The sequence below is a fragment of the Rossellomorea sp. NRS-1567 genome, assembly GCF_050467885.1.
In the GTDB taxonomy this organism is placed as follows: Bacteria; Bacillota; Bacilli; order Bacillales; family Bacillaceae_B; genus Rossellomorea; species Rossellomorea aquimaris_C.
Genome location: NZ_JBITPL010000002.1, coordinates 105,493 through 129,085, shown reverse-complemented (window position 1 = coordinate 129,085; position 23,593 = coordinate 105,493). Strand labels below are relative to the sequence as shown.

Sequence of the window (23,593 nt, the reverse complement as noted above, 5' to 3'; positions counted from 1 at the left end):
CCTAGGATACAATGAGTAAAACATGAATTTCACTGTTAATTATCACCAAAAGTATGGGAAGCTATGCGAACTCTATAATGACCTGAGCCAATAGTCGTCTTTTAAAATAGTAGGGGGATGAAGAAATGACTAATAGAAGTGAATTGCAGAAAGAGCTGAATAAGGAAGAATGTCATCCCGTCGATAGGGAAATTTGCTTAGCATCACCCATGCCGATGTTCGTAATCAATAAAGAGTTGAAAATAGTCTTTGCCAATGAAGAAGCATGTGAAACGCTCGAGACCTCGAAGGAAAGGATTGCAGGCACATTGTTCAGCAACTTTTTTTCTTCTGTTCCGGCCCCGATTGTGGCTCATTATAAGGAAGTTATGGAAACAGGAAAGAACCTTGAAGATGAAACCTTGATGAATATTAGTGATAAGAAAATCATCCATATTGAACTATTGCTTAAAAAATCGACCATTTCCCCTAATGCCTATCTGTATTTCAAAAATGTAACGGCACTAAAGGAAAAAGAGCGGAAAGATCATATGAATGTTCATTTGTTATCGAATATCTTTCAGAATGCATCAGAAGGAATCGTTCTCTTTGATATTGAAGGAAATATTAACGATGTGAATCAGGCGTTCAGTTCACAGGTAGGATTGGAAAAGGATGAAATCACAAACAGGAACATAAGCTCATTTATCCCTGAAAATGCCCATTATAAGGTTGAAAAGATAAAAGAACTGATTGCTCAAAACAAAAAAGCCCGTGGGGAAATTCCAATAAAGAAATCACACAGCATTTCAATTGTGGAATTTACGACAAGTCCGTATGTGCATCACAAGCTTCATATGGCCATTCTTAGGGATGTAACCGAGAAGAGGCAGATGGAGATACAATTAAAACGAAACGAAGAGTTGTTTAAAGGTTTATTTGAAGAAGCGATTGATGCGATCGTGTTATGGGATCAGGATGGCAGAGTACTTAAAGCGAACACTTCAGCCCTGAAGATCTTTGAATGCTCCCTTTCAGAGCTTCTTTCCAAAAGGATCCGTGACTTTGTTTATCCTCTGGAAAGCCAAAAGTTTGATTTGGTCATGGAACAGTTAAACAGGAGCGGTGCAGTAAGGGATGAAGTATTGTTTCTAATGCCTAACAATCAGTTGAAGCATTTGGAATTTACTTCTAAGCTTCATTCCGTTGATGGGTATAATATGACGATCTTCCGAAATGTCAGTGAGCGTTATCAAATGGAGAAGGAATTACGGGAAAGCGAGGAGAGGTTCAGGAAGATCTTCGAAGGTTCACTGGACGGCCTGATTCTTACCAATCACAATTATGTTGTCGTAGACGCAAATCCTGAAGTGAGTAAGATCATTGATATCGAGAAAGATCACTTAATTGGTAAAGATGTACGTGAAATATTGAATATAGAACCCGGTGAAGAATCATATGATGAATACTTACAACAATTGAAAGAAGACGGGCAGGCGACATTTTTAAAAACATTGACTTCTCATAGGGATAAGGTCCAATACATTGAGCTGTCATCCAAGTACAATTTGCTCTCTAATTTAAATTTAACGATCATTCGTGACATTACAGAACAAATTGAAATGCAGGAGCAATTGAGAAAGTCAGATACATTGAGTGTGGTTGGGGAGCTTGCTGCAGGGATTGCCCATGAAATCAGAAATCCGATGACCGCCCTTAAAGGCTTTATTCAATTGTTGGAAAATAGTGTGGGTCGAGATCATGAAATGTACTTTAATGTGATTACTTCTGAGTTTCAGAGAATTGAATCCATCATTACTGAGTTTCTGGTATTAGCAAAGCCACAGGCAATTCAATATCAAGAAACGAATTTAATCAGGATCATGAAAGATACCGTTGAACTATTAAGTGCTCAGGCAGTCATGCATAACGTTCAGTACGAGGAGAGTTACCAAACGGACCTCCCGACCATCATCGCAGAGCCCAATCAGTTAAAGCAGGTATTCATTAATGTCATCAAGAATGCGATTGAAGTCATGACGGACGGTGGGTTCATTTCCATCCGGATCCAAGAGACGGATGATGAAATGATTCACATTCGCATAAAAGACCAGGGTGGCGGGATATCAAAGGATAAGATTAAAAAGCTTGGTGAACCTTTTTACACAACGAAGGAACGGGGAACTGGACTTGGACTGATGGTAAGCTTTAAAATTATTAAAGAGCATAAAGGAATCGTTCAGGTTGAGAGTATCGTCGGGGAAGGGACGATCTTCCACATTTATCTACCTAAATCTTAAAGGAGTCCTGCAACATGTCATTTCATGCTATTGTGATGGAGAGCCCGATTGGGAAATTAGAGCTTCAAGCAGATCAGAGCCATCTTATTTCGGTACAATTTGTAGAAGATGAAGGGAAAGCGGATTCTGACACGGATCATCCGATATTAAAGGTTGCACAAGAACAAATCAGTCAATTCTTTAAAGGAGAGAGAAGAGAATTTGATCTTCCTTTAAAGATAGAAGGAACAGCTTTTCAGAAAGAAGTATGGAACATCCTGCAGGAGATTCCATTTGGTGAAACCTGGTCTTACCAGGATGTAGCCCTAGCGATTCAAAGACCTAAAGCTGTAAGGGCAGTGGGACAAGCGAATAAGGCCAATCGATTCCCCATCATCATCCCATGTCACCGTGTCATCGGAAAGAATAACACACTTACAGGCTATGCCGGTAAGCAGGTGGATAAGAAAGAAACCTTACTGTTGTTAGAAAAATAGATTCAATTACAGGCATTTTCCATAGGGAGAAGGCCTGTTTTTTTATTAGTGATTGATTTTTTCCACTATTTAGATTAGTATCTAATTAGATACTAATCTAAATATAAAGGGGGAGACCTGTTGCAATTAAGTAAGCAGGTAGCTTTTCATAAAACGATGGGGGACCCGACCAGGATCAAGATTGTCTATTTACTGGCATCAGAAAGCTTGCATGTAGGAGCCATTGCGGGAAAACTTGGACTCACCGCCCCGACAATATCCCATCATCTAACGAAACTCAAAGAGTGCAATCTTGTTTATTCACGAAGAGAGAAGAACACGGTTTACTACTATTTGAATAAAAAAGTACTGAGTCATCATGGGAGTGTTCTTCATCAGTTCGCTCATGAAGAGAAAGGGGACAGTGTGATGACAGAAAAACGAATGAAAGAAAAGCAGAAGGTGATGAATAATTTTCTGGAGAAAAATGGGCGAATTAAAAATATTCCTTCGCAACAGAAAAAGAAATTATTCATCCTCGAGCATATGGTGGAAGGATTAAAAGTGGAAGAAAAATATAAGGAAAAAGATTTGAACGAATATATTCAGCAATTTCATGAAGACTTTGCAACCTTAAGAAGAGAATTTATCATTCATCAGTTTATGTACCGGGAAAATAGCATTTATGAAGTGAATCCGAGGGAAATGTGGGCGTCGACAAAGTTATTAGTGGAATAATGTGAAAGCCAAAAGAAGAGCAGGAGGAAGCTCTTCTTTTCGCTATTGTTCAATACCTATGGTTTGTTGGATACTTTCCTCGAAGCGAGGGTACAGGACACCTTTTTCCGTGATGATGCCGGTAATCAGTTCATGAGGTGTAACATCGAATGCAGGATTATAAACATGAACGTTCTCTGGAGCGATCAACGTCCCGTCGATCGTTGTGATCTCTTCCCGGTTACGCTCTTCTATGGGAATATCGTTTCCGTCTATGCTGGATAGATCGAAAGTAGAAGAAGGAGCAGCGACATAAAAGGGTATATTGAAATGTTTACACAAAATGGCAAGCATGGACGTTCCGATTTTATTTGCCGTATCCCCGTTGGCAGAAATCCGGTCAGCCCCGACAATGACGGCCTCTACACCTTTTTCCTTCATTGTATGGGCAGCCATGCTATCTGTGATGAGGGTGACATCTACTCCTGATTGCTGTAACTCCCAAGCGGTCAGGCGGGCTCCCTGCAGAACGGGCCGTGTCTCACATGCATATACCTGAAATGCTTTTCCTTTTTCTCTTCCTAAATGAAAAGGGGCCAATGCAGTACCGTATTTACTCGTTGCAATGGACCCGGCATTACAGATGGTCATTACGATTTGTTTATCCTTCAATACACTCAATCCATTTTCCCCTATAAGACGGCACACTGCTTCGTCTTCTGCATGAAGCTGGATAGCAGCATGGAGTAGATTGGTTTTCGCTTCATTAACAGAAGAAACTTTCTCTAATACCTTTTCCAACCGGTTCAAAGCCCAAACCAGGTTGACTGCTGTAGGGCGTGAAGCGGCGAGGTGTTTTTTCTCACGTTGAAACAGATCGATGAATTCCTCTAACGTTTTCACTTCATACTGACATGCAGATTGGGCTAAACCGTAAGCAGCCGTGAGACCAATGGCAGGTGCACCTCTCACTTTTAGTGTGATAATCGCATCATAATACTCTTCAATGGTCGTCAGTTTAATGTATTCCACTATGTTAGGCAATTTTTGTTGATTAAGAATCAGTAAATAATCTTCATGCCACTCTAGTGAAGTTGGAACGGTCAATGTTTGTGTCATGATAATCTCCCTTTGGTTATTCAAAATGGAACTTTATTACGGATAGGAGCTCTTCGATCGAATGGATCTGTTTTCGTTTTATAATCAGTTCCTTACCGAGTCTCAAGCAGGTCCGTTTTGCCTGTAATCTTCGTTCTTTATCCGGGATAGCATCCAAATCTTCAACATGAGCGAGGCCAATCGTTCTTCTGATGCATTCACATCCTGCAAAGCCGATGCTGTCCTGGAAGCTCTTCTCCAATACATATTCAAGGTAGCCATTCACTTTCGTGTAGACGTCTCCGCTTTCTTTCCAATGGCGGGAGAACGCAGTGGAGAAGACGTTCCACGTATTCTCGATGTGATAGAGAATCGTTTCCTCCTCATCAGTTTTTGAAACGGCCTGGAAAATAAGGTTGGCAATGAACTGCCCGATATCAAAGCCAATCGGTCCATAAAAGGCAAACTCGGGATCAATCACTTTAGTTTGATTCTGATCTACAAAGATGCTTCCCGTATGAAGGTCTCCATGAAGAAGGGCCTCTCCTTCAGTAAGAAAGCTCTTTTTCAATTTGGCCACTTCGAGTTTCAAGGTGAAATCATCCCATAAATGTTGGACGTCCCGGGAAAGCTCTTCTTCAAATTCATTGGTTTCACTATTGAAGAATGGATCCGTGAATACAAGGTCCTCTGTGATTTTGCACAGCTCAGGATTTGAAAATTCTTTCACGTATTCCTTTTTCTTAAAAGGATGAAGGGCATAATCAGAAGTGAAATATAAGGTATTAGCTAAAAATGTTCCAACGTCATGGGAGAGCCGGGGATACTTTTCCCCTTTGATAAGGCCAGCCCGGGCAATGGTCAGTGCGCTCAAATCTTCCATGACTGTAATCGCAAGTGTCGGATCAGAGTAGTACACTTCAGGAACGAGATCCCCTACAAATAATCGCTGAAGCTTAAGGGCACTCGCTTCTATTCTTGCCCGTTCGATTGTCAACGGCCAGCTTTCGCCTACAAGTTTTGCATATGGAAGGGCTTGTTTGATGATGATTCCTTTACCTGTTTCCCGTTCTAATACACGAAAGACCAGATTTAAATTCCCGTTTCCAATTTCTTCACACGTTAAGAGAGTGCCGTCTGCAAAAATCCTTAAGCCAATCGCCAGCGCAGTTGCCGACTGTTCAGTAAGGGGTTGATATGTATTGAGTTTCGTAATCGCCATTGTCGTTCCTCCTTATAGTACAGTCACATTGAGACTGTGTTGTGGAGGCTTTTCCTTGGCATAAGAAAAGCCTCTTTCCATGTTCGAAAGAGGCTTGAAGAAGGTATCTTCGTCGCCTCTTATCTCTCAGAAAGACTATCTTTCTGTTGGAATTAGCACCGTGCCTTACTGGATCATTCAATCCGGCGCATGCTGCGCCCCGTTTTACAACGGTGTTATGGTCGGTTGCTGGGCTTCATAGGGCCAAATCCCTCAGCCAGCTCTTGATAAGAGTTGCGTAAACTATTTAATTAAACTTTCAGAATGTTTCATTTGATTTGAATAGTACCATCGAAGTATTTTCCATGTCAACGTTTTTTTGAAAAAATAACCTTTCTAATAAAAATCCGGTCTTCGATCCTGGAATATCGGAATCTGTTTTCGGACTCGATCTACTTCCTGTAAATTGATTTCAGCTGAAACCAATTCTTCCGTTTGTGATCCCTTTGAAAGAATTTCTCCCCAGGGATCGATGATGAGGGAGCAACCCCCAAATTCATTGTTCGGGTCGCTTCCCACCCGGTTGCAGGCGATCACGAAGCATTGATTTTCAATCGCTCTTGCCCTTAAGAGGGTCTGCCAGTGATCAATTCGTGCTGCCGGCCATTCTGCTACGACATAAACAACCTTGGCACCTAGTAGAACTTGTTTTCTGAACCATTCCGGGAAACGGATGTCGTAACAAATCAAACCCGCCATCTCTGTGTCTTGAAGGGTGAAGATGCCATCTTCATGCCCAGGAAGTAAATAATGATGTTCATCCATCAGCTTAAACAAGTGAAGTTTCGAATACTTTTTCACCAACTCGCCTTTTGAATTCGTAACTAAAAGCGTGTTGGACACCCCATCCTGCGTTTTCTGTGCAACAGAACCACCTACAATGTGAATGGAATATTTCTTTGACAGGGCAGACAGGAAGGAGGTTGAATCCTTTGCTCCTTCATCAGCGATTTCATCCATTCTTGTAAGGTCATATCCAGTCGTCCACAGCTCAGGGAGCACAACCGTATCACAGCCGTCGTCACTTGCTTTTTTCACCCATTTCTCTACTTTTTTCTTGTTTTCTTCTGGGTGTCCGAACACAATATCCATCTGAGCAAGACCTATCTTTTGAATCATTTCTTTCACCTCATTAATGACTTTTTGGAATTTAATCCTTTACATTCTTTATTTCCCGTTATATCATTTGTGACTAGAATTTGAAAGTAATTAATTTTCAAAAAAATGTAGTGGGTGAGTGTATGAAAACCTTTGGTAAGGCAAAACGATTAGATTTATTACCTGAACAATTTTTCGCATCCCTCGCAAAAACAGTGAATGCTGTGGTCAAAGAGGGACATGATGTCATTAATTTGGGCCAGGGAAATCCGGATCAACCGACTCCTCCACATATTGTGGAGAAACTGACAGAAGCAGCAGCTTCCCCGTCCAATCATAAGTATCCTCCATTTCGCGGCTTATCGTCCTTTAAAGAGGCGATTGCGGCTTTCTACCTGCGTGAATACGGTGTGGAATTAGACCCGGAAACAGAGGTAGCCGTTCTGTTCGGAGGAAAAGCCGGGTTAGTTGAAATCCCTCAATGTTTATTGAATCCTGGTGATGGGGTATTGGTGCCCGATCCCGGTTATCCCGATTATTTATCAGGGGTAGCATTGGCAGAAGCTCGTATGATTAAAATGCCACTACGAGAGGAGAATGGATTCCTGCCTGATTATCGTGAACACTCCCGTAATGAGCTGGAAAATGCGAAGCTAATGTTTCTGAACTACCCTAATAACCCTACTGGAGCAATCGCCACAAAATCATTCTTTGAAGAAACAGTCACTCTTGCCAATCAGCATGATATATGTGTTGTACATGATTTTGCCTATGGAGCTATTGGGTTTGATGGAAATAAGCCCATAAGCTTCTTGGAAACAGATGGAGCAAAGGATGTGGGGATTGAGATTTATACATTATCGAAAACGTATAATATGGCTGGTTGGAGAGTGGGGTTTGCAGTAGGGAATAAAAGTGTCATAGAAGCGATCAACCTCCTGCAAGATCACTTATATGTGAGTCTGTTCGGTGCTATTCAAGAAGCGGCTACCACTGCCCTTTTAAGTTCCCAGGAATGTGTAGATGCACTGGTTTCAACATACGAAGAAAGGAGAAAACTATTAATCTCCGGACTTCAGGATATAGGGTGGGATGTAAAAGCTCCACAAGGTTCCTTCTTCGCCTGGTTAAAAGTACCTGATGGATTCAGCTCTGTAGAGTTCTCTACTTATTTACTTGAAAAAATCAAAGTCGCTGTAGCCCCGGGTGTAGGCTTTGGAGAATTCGGAGAAGGGTATGTACGAGTAGGACTATTAACCACAAACGAGCGGATAAAAGAAGCGATTTCGCGTATAGAAAATTTAGAATTATTCCACAAAAGGGATTGACAGAAGTTGAAATTGGTGCAATAATCCAACTGAAATAATGAATAATGAAATTCTTATCAAGAGCAGGCGGAGGGACAAGCCCAATGAAGCCCGGCAACCGACTTATTCAAGCACGGTGCTAATTCTTGCAGCAATAATGCTGACAGATAAGAAAGAGTGACGAATGCAAACCTCTTCTTATTTGGAAGAGGTTTTTTGGTTTGCACAGGCTTATGAAGTCAACTTGCGGCTAAAATAGCATTATTAAAAGGAGGCAGGACAACAATGAGTGAAGTGATAGCTACATATGAACTGAAGGGAAAGAGTGGTTCATTCGAGAAAAAGGCAGAAGGGATCGCCCTGGGATTGACGGTCGGTTCATGGACGGACTTACCTCTCCTGGAACAGGATCAATTGCGGAAGTACAAGGGGAGAGTCGTTTCCGTAAAGGAGTGGGAAGAGGAAGGTGGCTCCCGGGGTGAAGTGCAGATTGGCTATCCCGGTCATAATTATTCCAATGATATTCCGGCCATCCTTACTACGGTATTCGGCAAGCTTTCCCTGGATGGTGAAGTGAAATTAGTAGATATAGAGTTTTCCAGTGAATTGAAAAAAGCCTATCCTGGACCACGGTTTGGAATAGAGGGAATAAGGGAGCTGACGGGAGTACAAGATAGACCCCTGTTAATGAGCATCTTTAAAGGCGTAATCGGCAGGGATCTTACCTACCTTGAAACTCAATTAAGGGCCCAGGCTCTTGGGGGAGTTGACCTAGTAAAAGACGATGAGATTCTCTTTGATAATTCACTGACACCTTTCACTGAGAGGATCAGTATAGGGAAAAAAGTGTTACACGAGCTGTATGAAGAGACAGGCAAGAAAACACTGTATGCTGTAAACCTGACAGGAAGGACTTCAGAATTACGTGATAAAGCAAGAAAAGCACGTGAGCTTGGAGCCCAAGCCCTTTTATTCAATGTGTTTACTTACGGCCTGGATGTTCTCCAGGAATTGAGGGAGGACCCTGAGATCAGGTTGCCGATTATGGCCCATCCTGCATTTGCAGGTGCTGTTGCTTCATCTCCTGCATATGGTGTGAGCTATTCTTTATGGTTAGGGAAATTCCTACGCATGGCCGGAGCTGATTTTTCTTTATTTCCATCTCCATACGGAAGTGTCGCATTAGAAAAGAACCAAGTCCTGTCCCTCAGCCATGAGTTAACGAAGGATGATGATCATCTAAGAAGAGCATTGCCGGTACCGTCAGCAGGCATTCATCCTGCGCTTGTACCGCATTTGGTGAAGGATTTTGGTGTAGACTGTGTCATTAATGCAGGGGGTGGCATCCATGGCCATCCAGATGGGGCAATTGGAGGGGGAAAGGCATTCGTCCAAGCAATTGAGGCAGTTTTAATGGGAGAGACTCTCACAGATGCTGCAGATACTCATGGTGAGCTTCGTAAAGCACTATCCCTATGGGGAGAGGAGGTAAAGGTATAGTGACGCGTCCGATCATTTTTTGTGATTTTGATGGAACGATTACAGAAACCGACAATATCATCTCGTTGATGAAATCCTTTGCCCCTCCAGAATGGGAACCTATCAAAGACGGCATCTTAAATCAGTCGTTGTCCATTAAAGAAGGGGTAAGCAAGCTATTTTCACTTATTCCTTCATCACAGAAAGAGGAAATGATTCAGTATCTATTAGACACAGCAATCATACGTAAAGGGTTTAAGGAGTTTGTAGAGTATACAAAAGAACATGAGATTCCTTTGTATATCGTAAGCGGTGGAATCGACTTCTTTGTTCATCCTTTACTAAAAGATTATGGGCCTTTTAATGGGATTTATTGTAATGAAGCAAACTTTAACGATTCAACCATAGAGATTCATTGGCCACATCCTTGCGATGATCACTGTGAAAGCAAAGGATGTGGATGCTGCAAGCCTTCCATCTTGAGGATGCTGTCTTTAACAAAAGGTACGGAGGTCATTGTGATAGGGGATTCTGTAACAGATATCGAAATGGCAAAGCTTGGAGACACTGTGATCGCCAGAGACTATTTGGCACATACATGTGAAGAAAAAGGAATACCCTATCATCCGTTTGAATCCTTCCACGATTGTATGGACGTCATTGAAAGAGGAGTGAAAATATGAATTCCTATCAATCGGAGTGGGAAGAACTCGCTGATATTAAAAGGGAACTGGCAGCGAGGGATTGGTTTATGGGAACGAGCGGGAACCTTGCGATGCGAGTGAGTTCTTCCCCTGCTACTTTCCTGGTTACGGCAAGTGGAAAGGATAAAAGGAAGCAAACAGAAGAAGATTTCCTGCTCGTAAACGCACGTGGTGAGGCCATCCAGGATACTCCTGCACGACCATCAGCCGAAACATTGCTGCACAGTCATGTTTTTACAGAAAGTTCAGCGGGATGCAGCTTACACGTTCATACCGTTGCGAATAATGTGATCAGTGAACTGTATGGGGATGAAGGTGTCGTCACATTCAGAAACCAAGAATTAATTAAAGCTTGGGATAAATGGGAGGAAGATGATTCTTTGTCCATTCCAATCATTTGTAATCATGCGCATATCCCGACGCTTGCCGAGGAGTTTCGGTCCTTTATTAAAGCAGACAAAGGAGCAGTGCTCATTCGCAACCACGGGATTACAGTATGGGGAAGAACCGGTTTTGAAGCTAAGAAACTATTAGAAGCTTGTGAGTTTATGTTTCAATATCAACTCACTCTTTTATCTATAACGAACGCGGGATCCATTACTAAAGGAGGAGTACGATTATGACGACAATCAAAATCCAGGGAAAAAATCAGGTCATTGATAATCAGGAAGAGGTAGTGAGGTATTTAAGTGAACAAGGAGTCATATATGAGCATTGGAATATTGGAAAGCTGGACGTAGGACTAAGGGACCGATACGCTTTAACCGAAGATGATAAAGCGGAAATTCTGTCTGCTTTTAAAGAGGAGATTGAAGATATTTCAGAGCGAAGAGGATATCAGGCCTGGGATGTGATTTCCCTTTCCGAGCGAACACCAAATCTTGAAGAGCTTTTAAGGAATTTCCAACAGGAGCATCATCACACAGATGATGAAGTCCGTTTTATTGTAAACGGACATGGTGTATTTGTCATTCAAGGAAGTAATGGTAATTTCTTTGAAGTGCATCTAAACCCGGGTGACTTAATTTCAGTTCCTGAAAACATCCGCCATTATTTTACATTGAGTGAAGACAAGCAAGTAGTTGCCGTCCGTATTTTCGTCACACAGGAAGGCTGGGTACCAATCTATTAATATAACTTTTGGGTAGGCGAAAGGTGGAAACCATTGTCTATCCTTTTGTTTTTAGTAGAAGAGATATTTGGCGGAAAATGTCTAATTAAGATACATTTCTAGATATTTTGTCTTGTTTTGCGAATCTATTTACTTTTCTGATAATACTTGCGATAATTCTCAAGTAAAGATTTTACTTAATAAAGGCTAGGAGCTAAAAAGGAGTTTATAAGAAATGGGTCGTCTACTAAAACAGAAGTGGTTATTAATGAGAATTAATCAGAAACGTTCAGAAATGATTGGGTTGGGGGAGAGTTTAGGATTATGTGCAGCGGAGACGATCAAATGCAGTCAGCAATTAGATCAGCTTTTGAACGACTATGAAAAGTGCACAAATAAAGTAGTGTCATTAACCCTCCAAGAAACATCAAACGAATTTGGGCAATACATTAAGGGCTTATTAAAACGAACTGCTTCTTGAGACTACTCACCAAGGTTTTTCCTCACCATTCAAGGTTTACAAGAGACAATAATCTCCAACAATATCCACATTTAAACCAAGACAATCAAATTAATTTGTCGTTATCTCAATAAACGAAGGGCGGTTCGCTATATGCGTAACGCCCTTCGTTTATTAACTTTTGAGCAGTGATTCCTGTTTGACAATGATAGGTATTATCTGTATAATATTTTGAAACTGAGATATTTATTTAAAAGGAATGAATGGAATGAACGAAACTCCAGACACAAAACAATCATTAAAACTTTTCATTGTCCTGTCAAGAGCTTTCAAAGCCTTAAATGAAGAGATAAATAAAAACATCCAGGAGAACGGTTTAAACCCTACTGAATTTGCCGTCCTAGAGCTTCTTTATCATAAGGGAGATCAGCCTTTGCAACAAATTGGCGGAAAGATTCTATTAGCCTCCGGCAGCATTACGTATGTAGTGGATAAACTTGAACAAAAGGGCTACCTAAAGCGGAATGCTTGTCCAAAGGACCGTCGGGTTACCTATGCTCAAATAACAGAAAACGGCAGAAAGTTAATTGATGAGATATTCCCCAATCACGAAAATCGAATTCATGAACTGATGTCAGCTCTATCTCCTGATGAGAAGAAAGAAACGATAGAAATGTTGAAGAAATTAGGATTATCGATTAAAGACTTGTCTTATTGAGTCGAACTTCCTGTGCCCCGTCTCTCTTGAGATGGGGCTTTTATTTTGTCTTAAAGGCACGTCCCGTTCACATCGGTTCCAATATTGAAATTCGATACTACAATAAACAGGAGAATTTCTATCAAAAGTCGAATAACTATAATCGGGATTATTTTATGAGGAGGCAATGGAATGAAGTTTGATCAGTTTACATATGAAAGGCCTAATTTAGAAGAGGTTAAACCCGTTTTCCAACAATTACTTGGGAAATTCAAGTCTGCGTCCAATGTACAAGAACAGGTGGATGTCATGAAGGAACTGAATGATATTCGTCTGAACATCGATACCATGCAAAATATATGCTATATCCGGCATTCTATCGATACCAATGATGAGTTTTACAAAAAAGAGCAAGATTATATCGATGAAATGATGCCTGAGGTTCACGGAATGGTGACGGAATATTACCAGGAACTCGTTAACTCTCCTTATCGTAAAGAATTAGAAGAAAAGTGGGGAAAGCAGCTATTCGCTCTGGCAGAAAGTGAAATGAAGACTTTTTCGCCTGACATCGTGACTCTGCTGCAGAAGGAAAATAAGTTATCTTCCCAATATACAAAGCTGATGGCGTCTGCAAAGATTCCCTTTGAGGGGGAAGAAAGAACATTGGCTCAGATGGGCCCTTTCACACAATCTGTAAATCGGGATACAAGAAGAGAGGCCGCTCAAGCAACCGTTGCTTTCTTTGAAGAAAATCAAGAAGAATTGGATCGTCTGTTTGCTGAGTTAGTCAAGCTGCGTCACACGATTGCGACTACATTAGGGTATAAGAACTTTGTCGAACTAGGATACTATCGCATGACGAGGACGGATTATACGCCTGATATGGTAAAGGTTTTCCGCGATCAAGTGAAGAAGCATATCGTTCCTCTGGCTACAGAGCTTAAAAAAAGACAAGGAAAGCGCATTGGGATAGAATCCATGAAGTTTTATGACGAAGGCTTTAAGTTTACTTCCGGAAACGCGGTTCCTAAGGGAAGTCCTCAGTGGATCATAGATAATGGCAAAAAGATGTACGAAGAGCTGTCACCGGAAACAAAGGAATTTTTTGATTTCATGATTGAGCATGATCTCATGGACCTGGAAGCGAAGAAAGGAAAAGCTGGAGGCGGCTACTGCACGTATATTGCAAACCATGAGTCTCCTTACATCTTTTCGAATTTCAATGGGACCTCAGGGGATATTGATGTATTGACTCATGAAGCAGGTCATGCGTTCCAGGTTTACTCCAGCAGAGGATTCGATATCCCTGAATATATTTGGCCCACGTATGAAGCGTGTGAAATTCATTCCATGAGCATGGAGTTCTTCACGTGGCCATGGATGAATTATTTCTTCGAAGAGGATACAGACAAGTATCAATTTTCACATTTAAGTGAAGCACTAGAATTCCTTCCTTACGGGGTGGCAGTTGATGAGTTCCAGCATTTTGTGTATGAGAACCCTGAAGCTTCCCCGTCTGAACGGAATGCCGCCTGGAGAAAAATTGAAAAGGAATACCTTCCCCATAAGGACTACGACCATATTTCGTACTTGGAAAATGGGGGATTCTGGCAGCGCCAATCCCATATTTATAATTCTCCATTCTATTATATCGATTACACATTGGCTCAAATTTGTGCATTCCAATTCTGGAAGAAGATGAATCTTAATCGTGAGGAAGCGTGGGGTGCCTATGTTGATCTTTGTAAACTGGGAGGGAGCTTTTCATTCACCGGGCTTGTAGAAGCAGCCAAACTGGATTCTCCATTCCAGGAAGGGACAGTTGAAAAAGTCATTGAACCGATCAGACAATGGCTGAATGGAATAGATGATCAATCACTATAAACTAAAAAAGGGCAGGCGCATACGTTGCGTCTGCCCTTTTTAGTAAGTACTCTTCTACATACAGAATTCATTGGATTCCGGAAGAATAATGTTTTTTTGCTTCTGATTTTCCCTGCTTGTACATAAGGTGAAGTAGAAGGTTGTCAGAGGTGATGGGATGAAAAAATTAGCTGGTTCGTTTCAAATAGCTGCTGTTTACGTAGGTACTGTAATAGGAGCCGGGTTTGCCACCGGCAGGGAAATTGTAGAGTTTTTCACCCGATTTGGCTTTGTCGGGTTTATTGCGATTTTATTGAGCGGTTACTTATTTATTACAATGGGAACGAAGATTATGTTGAAGTCCCATGATATTAAAGCGAAGTCCTTTGAAGAGTTTAACGAATATCTTTTTGGAAAATGGTTTTCTAAGATCATGAATATCGTCATGATGATCATGCTGATCGGGGTTTCTGCGGTTATGCTTTCAGGAGCCGGAGCTGTTTTTCAAGAGCAGCTCTTGTTACCTAAGCAAGTAGGGATACTGTTGACGATCGGACTCGGTTTCATCACGATGATGGTAGGAATCAAAGGGCTTTTTGCAGTCAATACGTTCGTTGTTCCTCTTATGATTGTCTTTAATCTCTTTTTGATGGTTTATTCAGTTCGAAACGCAGCTTTTTTAGACGCATTTCTTATGATACCGCATGCTGAGGATGGATGGAAATCCGTGGTAGCACCATTTTCATATGTGGCCTTTAATTTGGCCATGGCTCAGGCTGTTCTCGTTCCCGTTGCCGGAGAAGTGAAAGACCGGGATACCATTAAGTATGGAGGATATCTTGGCGGTTTCTTCCTTACACTGATCCTTATTTCTAGTCATATTACCTTAGTCATGATCCCGAATGTGACACAATACCAAATTCCGATGGCCGTGGTGATGAAATCCTTTGTTTCCGGCTTTTATATGATTTATATCATCATCATTTATGGTGAAATTTTCACTTCCGTGATCGGGGGGGTATTTGGTCTGGAGAAACAATTAACGAATTATTGGAAGGGTTCTTCCCTAATGACCTTTACGGGTATCTTCCTCGTGATCTATTCGTTAAGCTTTTTTGAATATAGTGAACTTCTGTCCTATCTGTACCCGCTTTTTGGATATATGAGCTTATTATTCATCATTCTTCTTTGGATGAAACCCAATAAATAATCATGGAGGTGAGAGTAAAATGCGGGTCTGCTGCTCATGTTAATAGAGACTAATAAAAAAGGAGTGGTGAACATGACGCAATCAAAACACGAAAAAGAAAGACAGTGGAATGTAAGAAAACAGGAACAGCATCCTCATGGCAAAGTATCATCCTTCAAGGAGCTTTCAGAAGGAAAAAAAGGAAAAGAATAAGAAAAAACGGATGCCTCGGGCATCCGTTTTTTCTTGGCTCCAATTACTATTCTTTCTGATGATGGTAAGAGTCGCCTGTCTTATATTGTTCGGGGAAATATTTATTCCGCACTTCATCCTTATCCCAATTCGTTTGTCTGCAAGCTGCAGCCAATTCATCCAGATGTCTCATAATGTACTGCATGTCGAGGTTTTGGAGGCTGTCATAGTCGATTCCTTCGAGAATATAGTCTTTAAACGTCCAGACCATGCGCTTCGTTTCTTCGCTGTTGTTTTCCCCTATCATTCTCAGTGAACGGAGGATTTCTGCAATAATGGATATGTCCTGCTTCCCGTAATGCCTTAACTGGTAAAAACTCTTGTATAGAAAATCACCAAAGGTCGGCTGTTCCAATATGATTCGCACATTGTTTTCTTCATCCGATAAATAAGAGCTTGGAAGCTTGTGTTTAGCCAGCTTCGATAGAATGATCCCGATTTCTTCTATACAGTTTTTTGCCGTATTCGGGTCATTGATGGCGGGGGAAATGGCTCTCAAGGCTATTTCAACCAGCTTTCTTATCCCAAGTTCAATGTCTTCCATGGGCTCTTTATCAGGCCCGAATACGAGGTATTCCAAGTAGTCTTCTACATCAATCTCTTTATTCGTCGTCCAGGCTGTCATGACAGGGGTTCCTTCAAGTAAGTATTCACCGGGTGTTTTCACCATGCGGATAACTGCTTCATCCTTGGCGGCTTTATTGATCATTCCTTCAATATTGATCTGTTGTATGTAACCTGATTGCTCACTATACACCAAAATGGGCTCCGTCTCGTCAAAGAGCGCCTCATTAAAGGTTGAAGGCTGTTCATTGATGGCATTCTTTCTATATAAATAACTATTATCGATTTTTTGATTCGTTTTGATTGTTATATTATGTATTAAATTACTTACCTTCACCCAATTGGAAACATGATGAACAAAGTAGACGAAAACAAATAAACAAATAATCGCCACTATACCGGCAAAGGCCGAAGAAATATATAATTTTTGTCCGGACTCGTCCTGAAGGAGAATCAACAACGTGATGCAATAGACCACACCCGAAACAAAAATGGCTAGAACCCGTTGTGTGGGACGGTCATTAATGAAGTTCTGCAGGGTCCTGGGTGAATATTGGGACAAAAAAGTGGTTAATACGACCATAATCGTTGAAAAGGTAATCGTCGTCATGGTCATGATCGAAGACGCAATCGTACTGATGATAGTCATGGATAAATCAAAATTGGAAAACAGTACCTTAGGGAACAAAGGATACTCATGCTGACTCAACCACCAATCAAAATAGAAGGTGATGAGAGCAAGTGCTAATGAAATGAGTGAAAATAAAAAGGGTACAAACCAAAAGCTTTTCCTGGCTTTGTTAACAATGTGAATATTTAAATTCATGACGGGGGTCCACCTTACGATACAGTATGCTATAAGAGTATCCTTAAAGACATTTCCGTAAACCTTTCTCTTGTTTAAGAACTCAATTTAAAAAGGTGGAGTTTTATTCTCCACCTTTTAGATGATCGTACTATGCTTCAACTATTTTATAGTTTTTATGATTAACAACTGTTTTTTCTTCCAGTTCAAGGTCCCGATAATTTTTCATATACGTCAGATCAACGATAACTGAGTTTTCATTTACTTTCTCTACAATGCCTTTTAAACCTTTTCTAAATTCGATCACATTTCCAATTTCTGCTTTTTTCATGAGAGGTCGCCCCTTTTTGCCAAAATTCTACAAACGATTACTAATATTCTGACGTAAACTCAAGAAAAGGTAAAGAGTTTTCTAAAAATTTCATCGAAAAAATTATTCTTGAGGTTTACATCCTTTTAAACCTACAATAGAGACATTCAGGATGGAGGTTTGGATATGAGTGAAACAGAAATTCTTGAACAATTAAATTTATTGCGCACAAGAGAGATTGAAGAAATAAGAGTGATGAAAGAAGACTTTCTTCCCTTTCGATCTGTACTCGTTAAACAAGAGGATTTTAAACAGTTTCGTGGAGTGGCTCAGCATGGCGGTAATATTCTTTATCACTATTTAGATACACCAAGAAGTTAGAAGAAGCGGGGGATGAGATCCTCCGTTTTTTTTTGTTCATTTCCAATATATGAAGCACTATGGTTTTTTAGAATGCCTTGCCAGGCTACCAAAAACGGAAGGTGGTAACCATTACCTGATGAAATCCTGTTTATTCGTTGTTATCTTAGTGGGGAGCGCTAATTAGGAGGTAGAAATATGATTAAGAAAAGCTTACTAGTAGGGATTGCAGCCCTTTCGATTGTTTCATTCTCTACTCAAACTATTGCAGCTAAAGGAGTACACACTGTAGAAAATGGTGAGTCTCTTTGGGATATAGGTAAGGAGAAATCTGTATCTGTCCTTCAACTCAAAAAAGAGAACGACTTGAAAGACAATGAAATTCATCCAGGTCAAACGTTAGCGATACCGGAAAATGAAGTAACAGTTGAAGATCGTGAGTTACTGGCAAAACTGGTTCATGCAGAAGCTAAAGGAGAATCATATGCAGGTAAAGTGGCTGTCGCAACCGTTGTTTTAAACCGAGTGGATTCCACTGAATTCCCTAATTCTATTAAAGAAGTAATCTACCAGGTAGCAAACGGTCATTATGCCTTTTCACCTGTTCAAAACGGGGAAATCAACAAAGCGCCTTCTCAGGAAGCGAGAGACGCTGTTCAAGAGGCTTTGGCTTTCAGAGGTCAGGGACAAGGTTCTCTCTTCTTCTATAACCCAGTAACATCTACAAGCGATTGGATTACCAATAGAGACACATTGCTAACCATTGGAAAACACCGCTTCGCAAAATAATCATTGCGCAGGATTTCACTCAATATCAAAATAGCGTTCGAATACTTTTTTCTTTTCTCTACGTGGAATTAATAGTAAAATAGAGGAAAGAAAAAGAGGTGATGTTGATGAATGGAACCATTGTGGCTCGAATTGAAACGGTAAGATGGAAGATGATAGAGTCAGGCGTTCGTTTTGGGCTTACCAGTCCAGCCACCATTCAACTTAGTAAAGAGCTGGATGCCTTAATCAATATTCATCAGCGTAATGATCGTAATAAACCTACAAAAAATAAGATAGTACAATAAATAAAAGGATTAACCTTGGAATGTCCCGGCATTTCCACAGGTTGATCCTTTTCTATATGTCTGAGAGAGGGTTGAGGGCAACGGGGAAAGGGTATGCTTTTTAGGAAGAATGATCAGTGGATCGCAAATGAAAATAATTGAAGATAGAGGGAGATGACAAGGTTGAATGATAAAATTGTCTGCATAACAGGTGGAGCGAATGGGATCGGTAAGTCGCTGGTTGAAGAATTTGCGAAGCAAGGCGCAGCTGTTGAATTTATGGACATGGATGGGGATAAAGGGGAGGAATTATCCCTGCAGCTCAATTCAGAAGGTTATTCAACACGGTTTCATAAGGTGAATGTGGGAGTCTATCAACAAGTAAAAAATGTCTTTTCAAAGATAAAAGAAGATCATGGCGTAGTGGACGTACTTATTAACAATGCAGGTGTTTCGAGGTTCATGTCCTTTTGGGAGATGGTTCCCGAGGACTGGGACAGCATTCTATCGTCAAACTTAAGCAGTGTCTTCTATTGCAGTAGAGAGGGGGCTGCTCTAATGAAGAACCGAGGAGGTTGCATCATTAATATGGCCTCTACCAGAGCTTCAATGTCTGAGCCGGATACGGAAGCCTACTCTGCAACAAAAGGGGGCATCGTGAGTTTGACTCATTCCATGGCCATTACACTGAGTAAGGTTGGAATCCGGGTGAATTCAATTAGTCCCGGCTGGATTCAAACCGAAGATTATGAATCATTACGGGACAAGGACCATGACCAGCATCCTTCGGGCAGAGTCGGAAAACCCGAAGATATAGCAAGGGCATGCTTATTTCTTGCTCATCCTGATAATGATTTCATTACTGGAGAAAACTTAGTGGTGGATGGTGGGATGACAAGGAAGATGATCTATGAGCATTAACACGGTTCGGGGGATAGGATAAGTATTAATAAAAATTTGTATGAACATAGAAGACCTACCGGTTACGAACCCAAGACAGGGATGGTGACCGGCTCTTTATCGTTATAAAAAAGGGATATTTTAACAACATACTATGGTATAATGAGGATGGTTTTATTTTTAGAATATTCGATAAATATTTACTGTTGTTTTAAAAAATAATAGATAAATAGAGGGGGAGCAAAAGTGTCTACTATACAAAACATAAAAAAAGAAATGAGCAAAGTCCTGATTGGAAGGGAGAAAGAAGTGGATCTTCTATTGATTGCCTTACTTCAGGAAGGGCACGTCTTGCTAGAGAGTGTACCGGGGACCGGTAAAACGTTATTGGCTAAGACATTTTCACATTGTATTGAAGGAGATTTTAAGCGAATACAATTTACACCGGATGTATTGCCGAGTGATGTAACAGGCATTCAGTTTTTCAATCCAAAAACCCAGGAATTCGAATTGAGAACCGGACCAGTTGTCACTAATGTGTTATTAGCAGATGAAATTAATAGAGCTACTCCCAGAACCCAGGCAAGTTTACTTGAAGTGATGGAAGAGAAACAGATCACCATCGATGGAGAAACGGTATCATTACAGCCTCCGTTCATTGTAGTAGCGACGCAAAACCCGATTGAATCACAGCAGGGGACATTTCCTCTACCAGCAGCCCAGCTGGATCGTTTTCTGTTGAAGATTCCATTTGCATACCCAAGTTTCGAAGAGGAGCGCAGTATTCTTAATCGATTTAAATCATCACAGCCTTTACAGACAGTAGAGAAGGTGATGAGCCTGGGTGAAATTCAATCTCTTTCAAGTCTCGTTAAAGAGGTACATATCTCTGAGGATATCGAATCTTATATCCTTCAGATCACAAGGGAGACAAGGGAGCATGAATGGGTAGAAGTAGGGGCAAGTCCACGTGCAAGTTTAGCTCTTTTAAAAGCATCCCAGGCCCAGGCATTCATAGCGGGGAGGGACTTCGTCAGACCCCAGGATGTCGTAGCGGTAGCACCATTTGTGCTTCAGCATAGAGTTCAATTAACCATTGAGGCCTCCCTTACCAAAACACCTGAAGAATTGATTGACAGAATAATAGAGATGGCCATGCTGCCTGTTGAAGCGAGGCAGGCGCAGTGAACTGGAAGCGCGAAGTAGTAGAAGACCCTTATATATCCATGAGTTTAGTGCTCCTTGTCATTGTCGGGGCAGCAAGCTTCTATGTACAATCGTATGTTGGATTGGGGATTTTCCTATTGATCATCCTCTATTTTCGCGTTCATCAATGGTATCTGTTAAAAGTGGGAGAGGGAATCATGATTGAAAGATTCCAACGCAGATTAAAGCTTCATTGTGACGAGGAAGATAATTGGGTGTTTAAACTTGAAAACAAAGGACTTCCCATTTGGGGAGCAACATTGAAGATGACATTTAAAGATATTGTAGAGCCTACGAAGCATCCATATTCATTGGGCATTGCAAACGAGATCGAGGTATGCATCCCATTCTCCATTCGGAAAAATGAAGAGGGGCAGATTACGCTGCCGGTCAAAGGCAAGAGAAGAGGATTATGCCGTATTACCAATATGCAACTTGAGATCCCTCATCTTTTCGGAAGTGGTAAGGTTCTCTTGAATCTGCTCGATTCAGTTCCAACCACCATTATGGTGTTTCCTTCTTCATCACCTGTAAAAATGGTGGAACAACAGCTTACATTAAGGCAAGGGGACGTATCTACCCCTCATTCTTTGTTTCATGATGTGTTCCACCCCGTAGGCACAAGGGGGTACGTACAGGGAGACCGATTTCAGGACGTTCATTGGAAGGCTTCTGCGCGAACCGGTGAGCTGCAAACGAAAATCTTCGCGCCTGCTACTCAAAATGAGTGGATGATTGCCATCAATATCTCTGACCGTTTTGCCATTACAAGCAAGTTGGAGGGAATCATCAAGCATGCTGCTTACCTTATGCAACTTGCCGTGGAGCAAAACATCTCTTTTTCCCTGGTCTTAAATGTGAGAACACCGGGACTTACCCCTTATTACTATTTGCAACCAGGGACAGGAAGGAAGCACCGGCAGAGAGGGCTGGAGCTTTTAGCTACCTTATCTACCGATGAATTCACCATGCCCTTCCACATCGTCCTCCAGCATTTATATCTACGTAGACTGGTACCGTCCGTCTTTATTGTCGCCGGTTCGCTTGGGTCAAGGGAAGAGGACTTATTGCAGAATATCGGCAAAGGCCATCCACATATCTTTAAGCTGAGCTTAGAAGAAGAACAAGGAGTCGTCACATTATGGAATCGTTCATTGAAAATTCCTTCCTAGCGAAACATAAAAAAATGCTTTTTATCAAAATGGGGCTGTATGCAGGAATTGATCTTTTGTTTGTCCTGCTGGCCATTACGTTTCTATTTACTGGAGACGTCGTGTTGAACCAATACGTGCCCGCTTTTGCAATGATGTTGGTCTTGATACTGACTTACACGGCCATATCCTTCAAAGTGCAGAGCTTCAATCCTCTCCTGTTATTTGCTGTGTTTGCCCTGGGGGTTGGAATTGGGATCATATTATTCTCGGCGTCCTGGTGGGTTTTGCTTCCCGCTGCGATCTTTCTGCACTGGAGAGTCAGCTCCTATCTACAGATCAAGGACCCATCAATTGAAGTCAGCAGTGGGAACGTATTGATTTTTCTATTTATCTCTGCTGTTTCTTTATTCTCGGGATCCATAAGAGAGTTGGAAAACACATATCTGGTTTACAGTCTGCTATTTCTATTATTCGCGTTCATTGGGACCTTCACTTCGTTTCAAAGGATGTTGGCCAGCGATAGTAAAGGAGTAAAGAAGAGTATATACAAGCCTTTTGCCCTCCTGCTCATCGTGTTTGTAAGCGGTGGGATACTTGCAGCTGTTAGTTCAGTGATCAGCCAAGGAGTCTATTGGCTCCTTGAAAAAGTGTTTTGGTTATTCTCCTTTTTGATCGACCCGATCTTTAATATATTGATTAAATTAAGGGATTTGATCATGAAGTTTTTTGAAAGTAATCCGGAAAAGGGAGACGGAAATGAGATGGAACAACAAATGTATGATGAATCCCAGCTCAGTACCCTTGGTGACGGACTTTCGTTTTCATGGGTAGATGAGGCATTGCTGGCCCTATTGGTTTTATTTGCAATCATTTATTTGTTCAAGAAAAGAAAAACGTCCTTGCATTTATCATTGAATGAGGGGACAACACCTGTCATGATGACCCGGGCAGGAGGAGAGGCTGATACGCATAATCAAAAAGAGCAGGTCGAATATTCTAAAGCAAGGGACGCAATCAGGAAATCGATGGAAATGTTAGAAGAAGAAGCTTACAAGAATGAAGTGGGCAGGCTTCCGAATGAAAATGTCCAAGCTTGGTTCGCTAGAATTGATTTGAAGGAAAGTGCCCAATTTTTCACTATATACGAACGCGTGAGATATGGACGTGGAGTTCCGGAACAGGATGAAGTGGATTTATTCACAAAACGAATCCGTGAACATATCGAATCCTTGAATACACGACATGAATGAAGCTGGTGCTCGAAGT

At 41.3% G+C, this 23,593-nt stretch carries 25 protein-coding genes and 2 riboswitches; of the genes, 20 read left to right on the top strand and 5 right to left on the bottom strand.

Annotation, left to right across the window (positions count from 1 at the left end; genetic code table 11):
• The first annotated feature begins 125 nt into the window (after window positions 1-125).
• The 3 genes from ACIFOD_RS02315 to ACIFOD_RS02305 all read left to right on the top strand — a co-directional run bounded on the left by ACIFOD_RS02315 (window position 126) and on the right by ACIFOD_RS02305 (window position 3,472).
• Window positions 126-2,279 (top strand): PAS domain S-box protein, encoded by a 2,154-nt coding sequence (locus ACIFOD_RS02315; protein ID WP_430313330.1) that lies wholly within the window; start codon window positions 126-128, stop codon window positions 2,277-2,279.
• Between the two features lie 14 nt (window positions 2,280-2,293).
• The gene (locus tag ACIFOD_RS02310; RefSeq protein ID WP_430313329.1) at window positions 2,294-2,755 is read left to right on the top strand and encodes a methylated-DNA--[protein]-cysteine S-methyltransferase; all 462 of its coding nucleotides are present in this window, start codon (window positions 2,294-2,296) and stop codon (window positions 2,753-2,755) included.
• Window positions 2,756-2,875: 120 nt separating this feature from the next.
• On the top strand, window positions 2,876-3,472 hold the full coding sequence (locus ACIFOD_RS02305) for a metalloregulator ArsR/SmtB family transcription factor (protein WP_430313328.1): 597 nt from the start codon (window positions 2,876-2,878) through the stop codon (window positions 3,470-3,472).
• 42 nt (window positions 3,473-3,514) lie between these two features.
• Here ACIFOD_RS02305 and mtnA read toward each other — a convergent pair whose 3' ends face one another.
• The 3 genes from mtnA to ACIFOD_RS02290 form a co-directional block, all read right to left on the bottom strand.
• The gene (gene mtnA / locus ACIFOD_RS02300; RefSeq protein ID WP_430313327.1) at window positions 3,515-4,570 is read right to left on the bottom strand and encodes an S-methyl-5-thioribose-1-phosphate isomerase; all 1,056 of its coding nucleotides are present in this window, start codon (window positions 4,568-4,570) and stop codon (window positions 3,515-3,517) included.
• Window positions 4,571-4,586: 16 nt separating this feature from the next.
• Entirely contained in the window at window positions 4,587-5,771 is a 1,185-nt protein-coding gene (gene mtnK / locus ACIFOD_RS02295) for an S-methyl-5-thioribose kinase (RefSeq protein ID WP_430313326.1), read from the bottom strand.
• Window positions 5,772-5,887: 116 nt separating this feature from the next.
• Window positions 5,888-6,044: riboswitch (SAM riboswitch) on the bottom strand.
• A gap of 102 nt (window positions 6,045-6,146) precedes the next feature.
• Window positions 6,147-6,929: a carbon-nitrogen family hydrolase gene (locus tag ACIFOD_RS02290; RefSeq protein ID WP_430313325.1), complete on the bottom strand. Its 783-nt coding sequence runs from the start codon at window positions 6,927-6,929 to the stop codon at window positions 6,147-6,149.
• A 122-nt stretch (window positions 6,930-7,051) separates the two neighbouring features.
• Here ACIFOD_RS02290 and ACIFOD_RS02285 point away from each other — a divergent pair, with 122 nt between their 5' ends.
• From ACIFOD_RS02285 to ACIFOD_RS02240, 10 genes are all read left to right on the top strand, one after another.
• Window positions 7,052-8,236, top strand: a complete 1,185-nt coding sequence (locus tag ACIFOD_RS02285) for a pyridoxal phosphate-dependent aminotransferase (protein ID WP_430313324.1) — start codon at window positions 7,052-7,054, stop codon at window positions 8,234-8,236.
• Between the two features lie 50 nt (window positions 8,237-8,286).
• Window positions 8,287-8,389: riboswitch (SAM riboswitch) on the top strand.
• Between the two features lie 111 nt (window positions 8,390-8,500).
• Window positions 8,501-9,715 (top strand): 2,3-diketo-5-methylthiopentyl-1-phosphate enolase, encoded by a 1,215-nt coding sequence (locus ACIFOD_RS02280; RefSeq protein ID WP_430313323.1) that lies wholly within the window; start codon window positions 8,501-8,503, stop codon window positions 9,713-9,715.
• Window positions 9,715-10,377 (top strand): 2-hydroxy-3-keto-5-methylthiopentenyl-1-phosphate phosphatase, encoded by a 663-nt coding sequence (locus ACIFOD_RS02275; protein WP_397553834.1) that lies wholly within the window; start codon window positions 9,715-9,717, stop codon window positions 10,375-10,377. The genes ACIFOD_RS02280 and ACIFOD_RS02275 overlap by 1 nt, the downstream gene beginning before the upstream one ends.
• A complete protein-coding gene (locus ACIFOD_RS02270; RefSeq protein ID WP_430313322.1) occupies window positions 10,374-11,021 on the top strand; it encodes a methylthioribulose 1-phosphate dehydratase in 648 nt (215 codons plus the stop codon). The genes ACIFOD_RS02275 and ACIFOD_RS02270 overlap by 4 nt, the downstream gene beginning before the upstream one ends.
• A complete protein-coding gene (locus tag ACIFOD_RS02265) occupies window positions 11,018-11,530 on the top strand; it encodes a 1,2-dihydroxy-3-keto-5-methylthiopentene dioxygenase (protein WP_430313321.1) in 513 nt (170 codons plus the stop codon). Before ACIFOD_RS02270 ends, ACIFOD_RS02265 begins: the two co-directional genes overlap by 4 nt.
• Window positions 11,531-11,744: 214 nt before the next feature.
• The gene (locus ACIFOD_RS02260; protein WP_397553837.1) at window positions 11,745-11,990 is read left to right on the top strand and encodes an aspartyl-phosphate phosphatase Spo0E family protein; all 246 of its coding nucleotides are present in this window, start codon (window positions 11,745-11,747) and stop codon (window positions 11,988-11,990) included.
• 238 nt (window positions 11,991-12,228) lie between these two features.
• Complete coding sequence (locus ACIFOD_RS02255; protein ID WP_397553838.1) at window positions 12,229-12,687, top strand: MarR family winged helix-turn-helix transcriptional regulator; 459 nt, start codon at window positions 12,229-12,231, stop codon at window positions 12,685-12,687.
• Window positions 12,688-12,858: 171 nt separating this feature from the next.
• Window positions 12,859-14,553: a M3 family oligoendopeptidase gene (locus ACIFOD_RS02250; RefSeq protein WP_430313320.1), complete on the top strand. Its 1,695-nt coding sequence runs from the start codon at window positions 12,859-12,861 to the stop codon at window positions 14,551-14,553.
• 157 nt (window positions 14,554-14,710) lie between these two features.
• Complete coding sequence (locus ACIFOD_RS02245) at window positions 14,711-15,742, top strand: YkvI family membrane protein (protein ID WP_430313319.1); 1,032 nt, start codon at window positions 14,711-14,713, stop codon at window positions 15,740-15,742.
• 72 nt (window positions 15,743-15,814) lie between these two features.
• Window positions 15,815-15,934 carry a DUF6254 family protein gene (locus ACIFOD_RS02240; protein WP_220154054.1) on the top strand — a complete coding sequence of 40 codons (120 nt, stop codon included), beginning with the start codon at window positions 15,815-15,817 and terminating at the stop codon, window positions 15,932-15,934.
• A gap of 46 nt (window positions 15,935-15,980) precedes the next feature.
• Here the strand turns inward: ACIFOD_RS02240 and ACIFOD_RS02235 are convergent, their stop codons facing one another.
• Entirely contained in the window at window positions 15,981-17,363 is a 1,383-nt protein-coding gene (locus ACIFOD_RS02235) for a DUF2254 domain-containing protein (protein WP_430313318.1), read from the bottom strand.
• 130 nt (window positions 17,364-17,493) lie between these two features.
• Window positions 17,494-17,673, bottom strand: coding sequence for a YkvS family protein (locus ACIFOD_RS02230; protein WP_113968422.1), 180 nt, complete (start codon window positions 17,671-17,673; stop codon window positions 17,494-17,496).
• Window positions 17,674-17,838: 165 nt separating this feature from the next.
• Here ACIFOD_RS02230 and ACIFOD_RS02225 point away from each other — a divergent pair, with 165 nt between their 5' ends.
• The 7 genes from ACIFOD_RS02225 to ACIFOD_RS02195 all read left to right on the top strand — a co-directional run bounded on the left by ACIFOD_RS02225 (window position 17,839) and on the right by ACIFOD_RS02195 (window position 23,577).
• A complete protein-coding gene (locus tag ACIFOD_RS02225) occupies window positions 17,839-18,033 on the top strand; it encodes a hypothetical protein (RefSeq protein WP_397553842.1) in 195 nt (64 codons plus the stop codon).
• A gap of 177 nt (window positions 18,034-18,210) precedes the next feature.
• Complete coding sequence (locus ACIFOD_RS02220; protein ID WP_397553843.1) at window positions 18,211-18,801, top strand: cell wall hydrolase; 591 nt, start codon at window positions 18,211-18,213, stop codon at window positions 18,799-18,801.
• Window positions 18,802-18,908: 107 nt separating this feature from the next.
• Window positions 18,909-19,088, top strand: a complete 180-nt coding sequence (locus ACIFOD_RS02215) for a Spo0E family sporulation regulatory protein-aspartic acid phosphatase (protein ID WP_430313317.1) — start codon at window positions 18,909-18,911, stop codon at window positions 19,086-19,088.
• 153 nt (window positions 19,089-19,241) lie between these two features.
• Complete coding sequence (locus tag ACIFOD_RS02210) at window positions 19,242-19,988, top strand: SDR family NAD(P)-dependent oxidoreductase (protein WP_430313316.1); 747 nt, start codon at window positions 19,242-19,244, stop codon at window positions 19,986-19,988.
• A 225-nt stretch (window positions 19,989-20,213) separates the two neighbouring features.
• On the top strand, window positions 20,214-21,155 hold the full coding sequence (locus tag ACIFOD_RS02205; RefSeq protein WP_430313315.1) for an AAA family ATPase: 942 nt from the start codon (window positions 20,214-20,216) through the stop codon (window positions 21,153-21,155).
• A complete protein-coding gene (locus ACIFOD_RS02200; RefSeq protein ID WP_430313314.1) occupies window positions 21,152-22,345 on the top strand; it encodes a DUF58 domain-containing protein in 1,194 nt (397 codons plus the stop codon). The genes ACIFOD_RS02205 and ACIFOD_RS02200 overlap by 4 nt, the downstream gene beginning before the upstream one ends.
• Entirely contained in the window at window positions 22,315-23,577 is a 1,263-nt protein-coding gene (locus ACIFOD_RS02195; protein WP_430313313.1) for a hypothetical protein, read from the top strand. The genes ACIFOD_RS02200 and ACIFOD_RS02195 overlap by 31 nt, the downstream gene beginning before the upstream one ends.
• Window positions 23,578-23,593 lie beyond the last annotated feature (16 nt).

Coding starts and splice junctions, on each gene's coding strand:
- ACIFOD_RS02315 (WP_430313330.1), top strand. CDS start 126: ATGACTAATAGAAGTGAATTGCAGAAAGAGCTGAATAAGGAAGAATGT.
- ACIFOD_RS02310 (WP_430313329.1), top strand. CDS start 2,294: ATGTCATTTCATGCTATTGTGATGGAGAGCCCGATTGGGAAATTAGAG.
- mtnA (WP_430313327.1), bottom strand. CDS start 4,570: ATGACACAAACATTGACCGTTCCAACTTCACTAGAGTGGCATGAAGAT.
- mtnK (WP_430313326.1), bottom strand. CDS start 5,771: ATGGCGATTACGAAACTCAATACATATCAACCCCTTACTGAACAGTCG.
- ACIFOD_RS02290 (WP_430313325.1), bottom strand. CDS start 6,929: ATGATTCAAAAGATAGGTCTTGCTCAGATGGATATTGTGTTCGGACAC.
- ACIFOD_RS02285 (WP_430313324.1), top strand. CDS start 7,052: ATGAAAACCTTTGGTAAGGCAAAACGATTAGATTTATTACCTGAACAA.
- ACIFOD_RS02280 (WP_430313323.1), top strand. CDS start 8,501: ATGAGTGAAGTGATAGCTACATATGAACTGAAGGGAAAGAGTGGTTCA.
- ACIFOD_RS02270 (WP_430313322.1), top strand. CDS start 10,374: ATGAATTCCTATCAATCGGAGTGGGAAGAACTCGCTGATATTAAAAGG.
- ACIFOD_RS02265 (WP_430313321.1), top strand. CDS start 11,018: ATGACGACAATCAAAATCCAGGGAAAAAATCAGGTCATTGATAATCAG.
- ACIFOD_RS02260 (WP_397553837.1), top strand. CDS start 11,745: ATGGGTCGTCTACTAAAACAGAAGTGGTTATTAATGAGAATTAATCAG.
- ACIFOD_RS02255 (WP_397553838.1), top strand. CDS start 12,229: ATGAATGGAATGAACGAAACTCCAGACACAAAACAATCATTAAAACTT.
- ACIFOD_RS02250 (WP_430313320.1), top strand. CDS start 12,859: ATGAAGTTTGATCAGTTTACATATGAAAGGCCTAATTTAGAAGAGGTT.
- ACIFOD_RS02245 (WP_430313319.1), top strand. CDS start 14,711: ATGAAAAAATTAGCTGGTTCGTTTCAAATAGCTGCTGTTTACGTAGGT.
- ACIFOD_RS02240 (WP_220154054.1), top strand. CDS start 15,815: ATGACGCAATCAAAACACGAAAAAGAAAGACAGTGGAATGTAAGAAAA.
- ACIFOD_RS02235 (WP_430313318.1), bottom strand. CDS start 17,363: ATGAATTTAAATATTCACATTGTTAACAAAGCCAGGAAAAGCTTTTGG.
- ACIFOD_RS02230 (WP_113968422.1), bottom strand. CDS start 17,673: ATGAAAAAAGCAGAAATTGGAAATGTGATCGAATTTAGAAAAGGTTTA.
- ACIFOD_RS02225 (WP_397553842.1), top strand. CDS start 17,839: ATGAGTGAAACAGAAATTCTTGAACAATTAAATTTATTGCGCACAAGA.
- ACIFOD_RS02220 (WP_397553843.1), top strand. CDS start 18,211: ATGATTAAGAAAAGCTTACTAGTAGGGATTGCAGCCCTTTCGATTGTT.
- ACIFOD_RS02215 (WP_430313317.1), top strand. CDS start 18,909: ATGAATGGAACCATTGTGGCTCGAATTGAAACGGTAAGATGGAAGATG.
- ACIFOD_RS02210 (WP_430313316.1), top strand. CDS start 19,242: ATGACAAGGTTGAATGATAAAATTGTCTGCATAACAGGTGGAGCGAAT.
- ACIFOD_RS02195 (WP_430313313.1), top strand. CDS start 22,315: ATGGAATCGTTCATTGAAAATTCCTTCCTAGCGAAACATAAAAAAATG.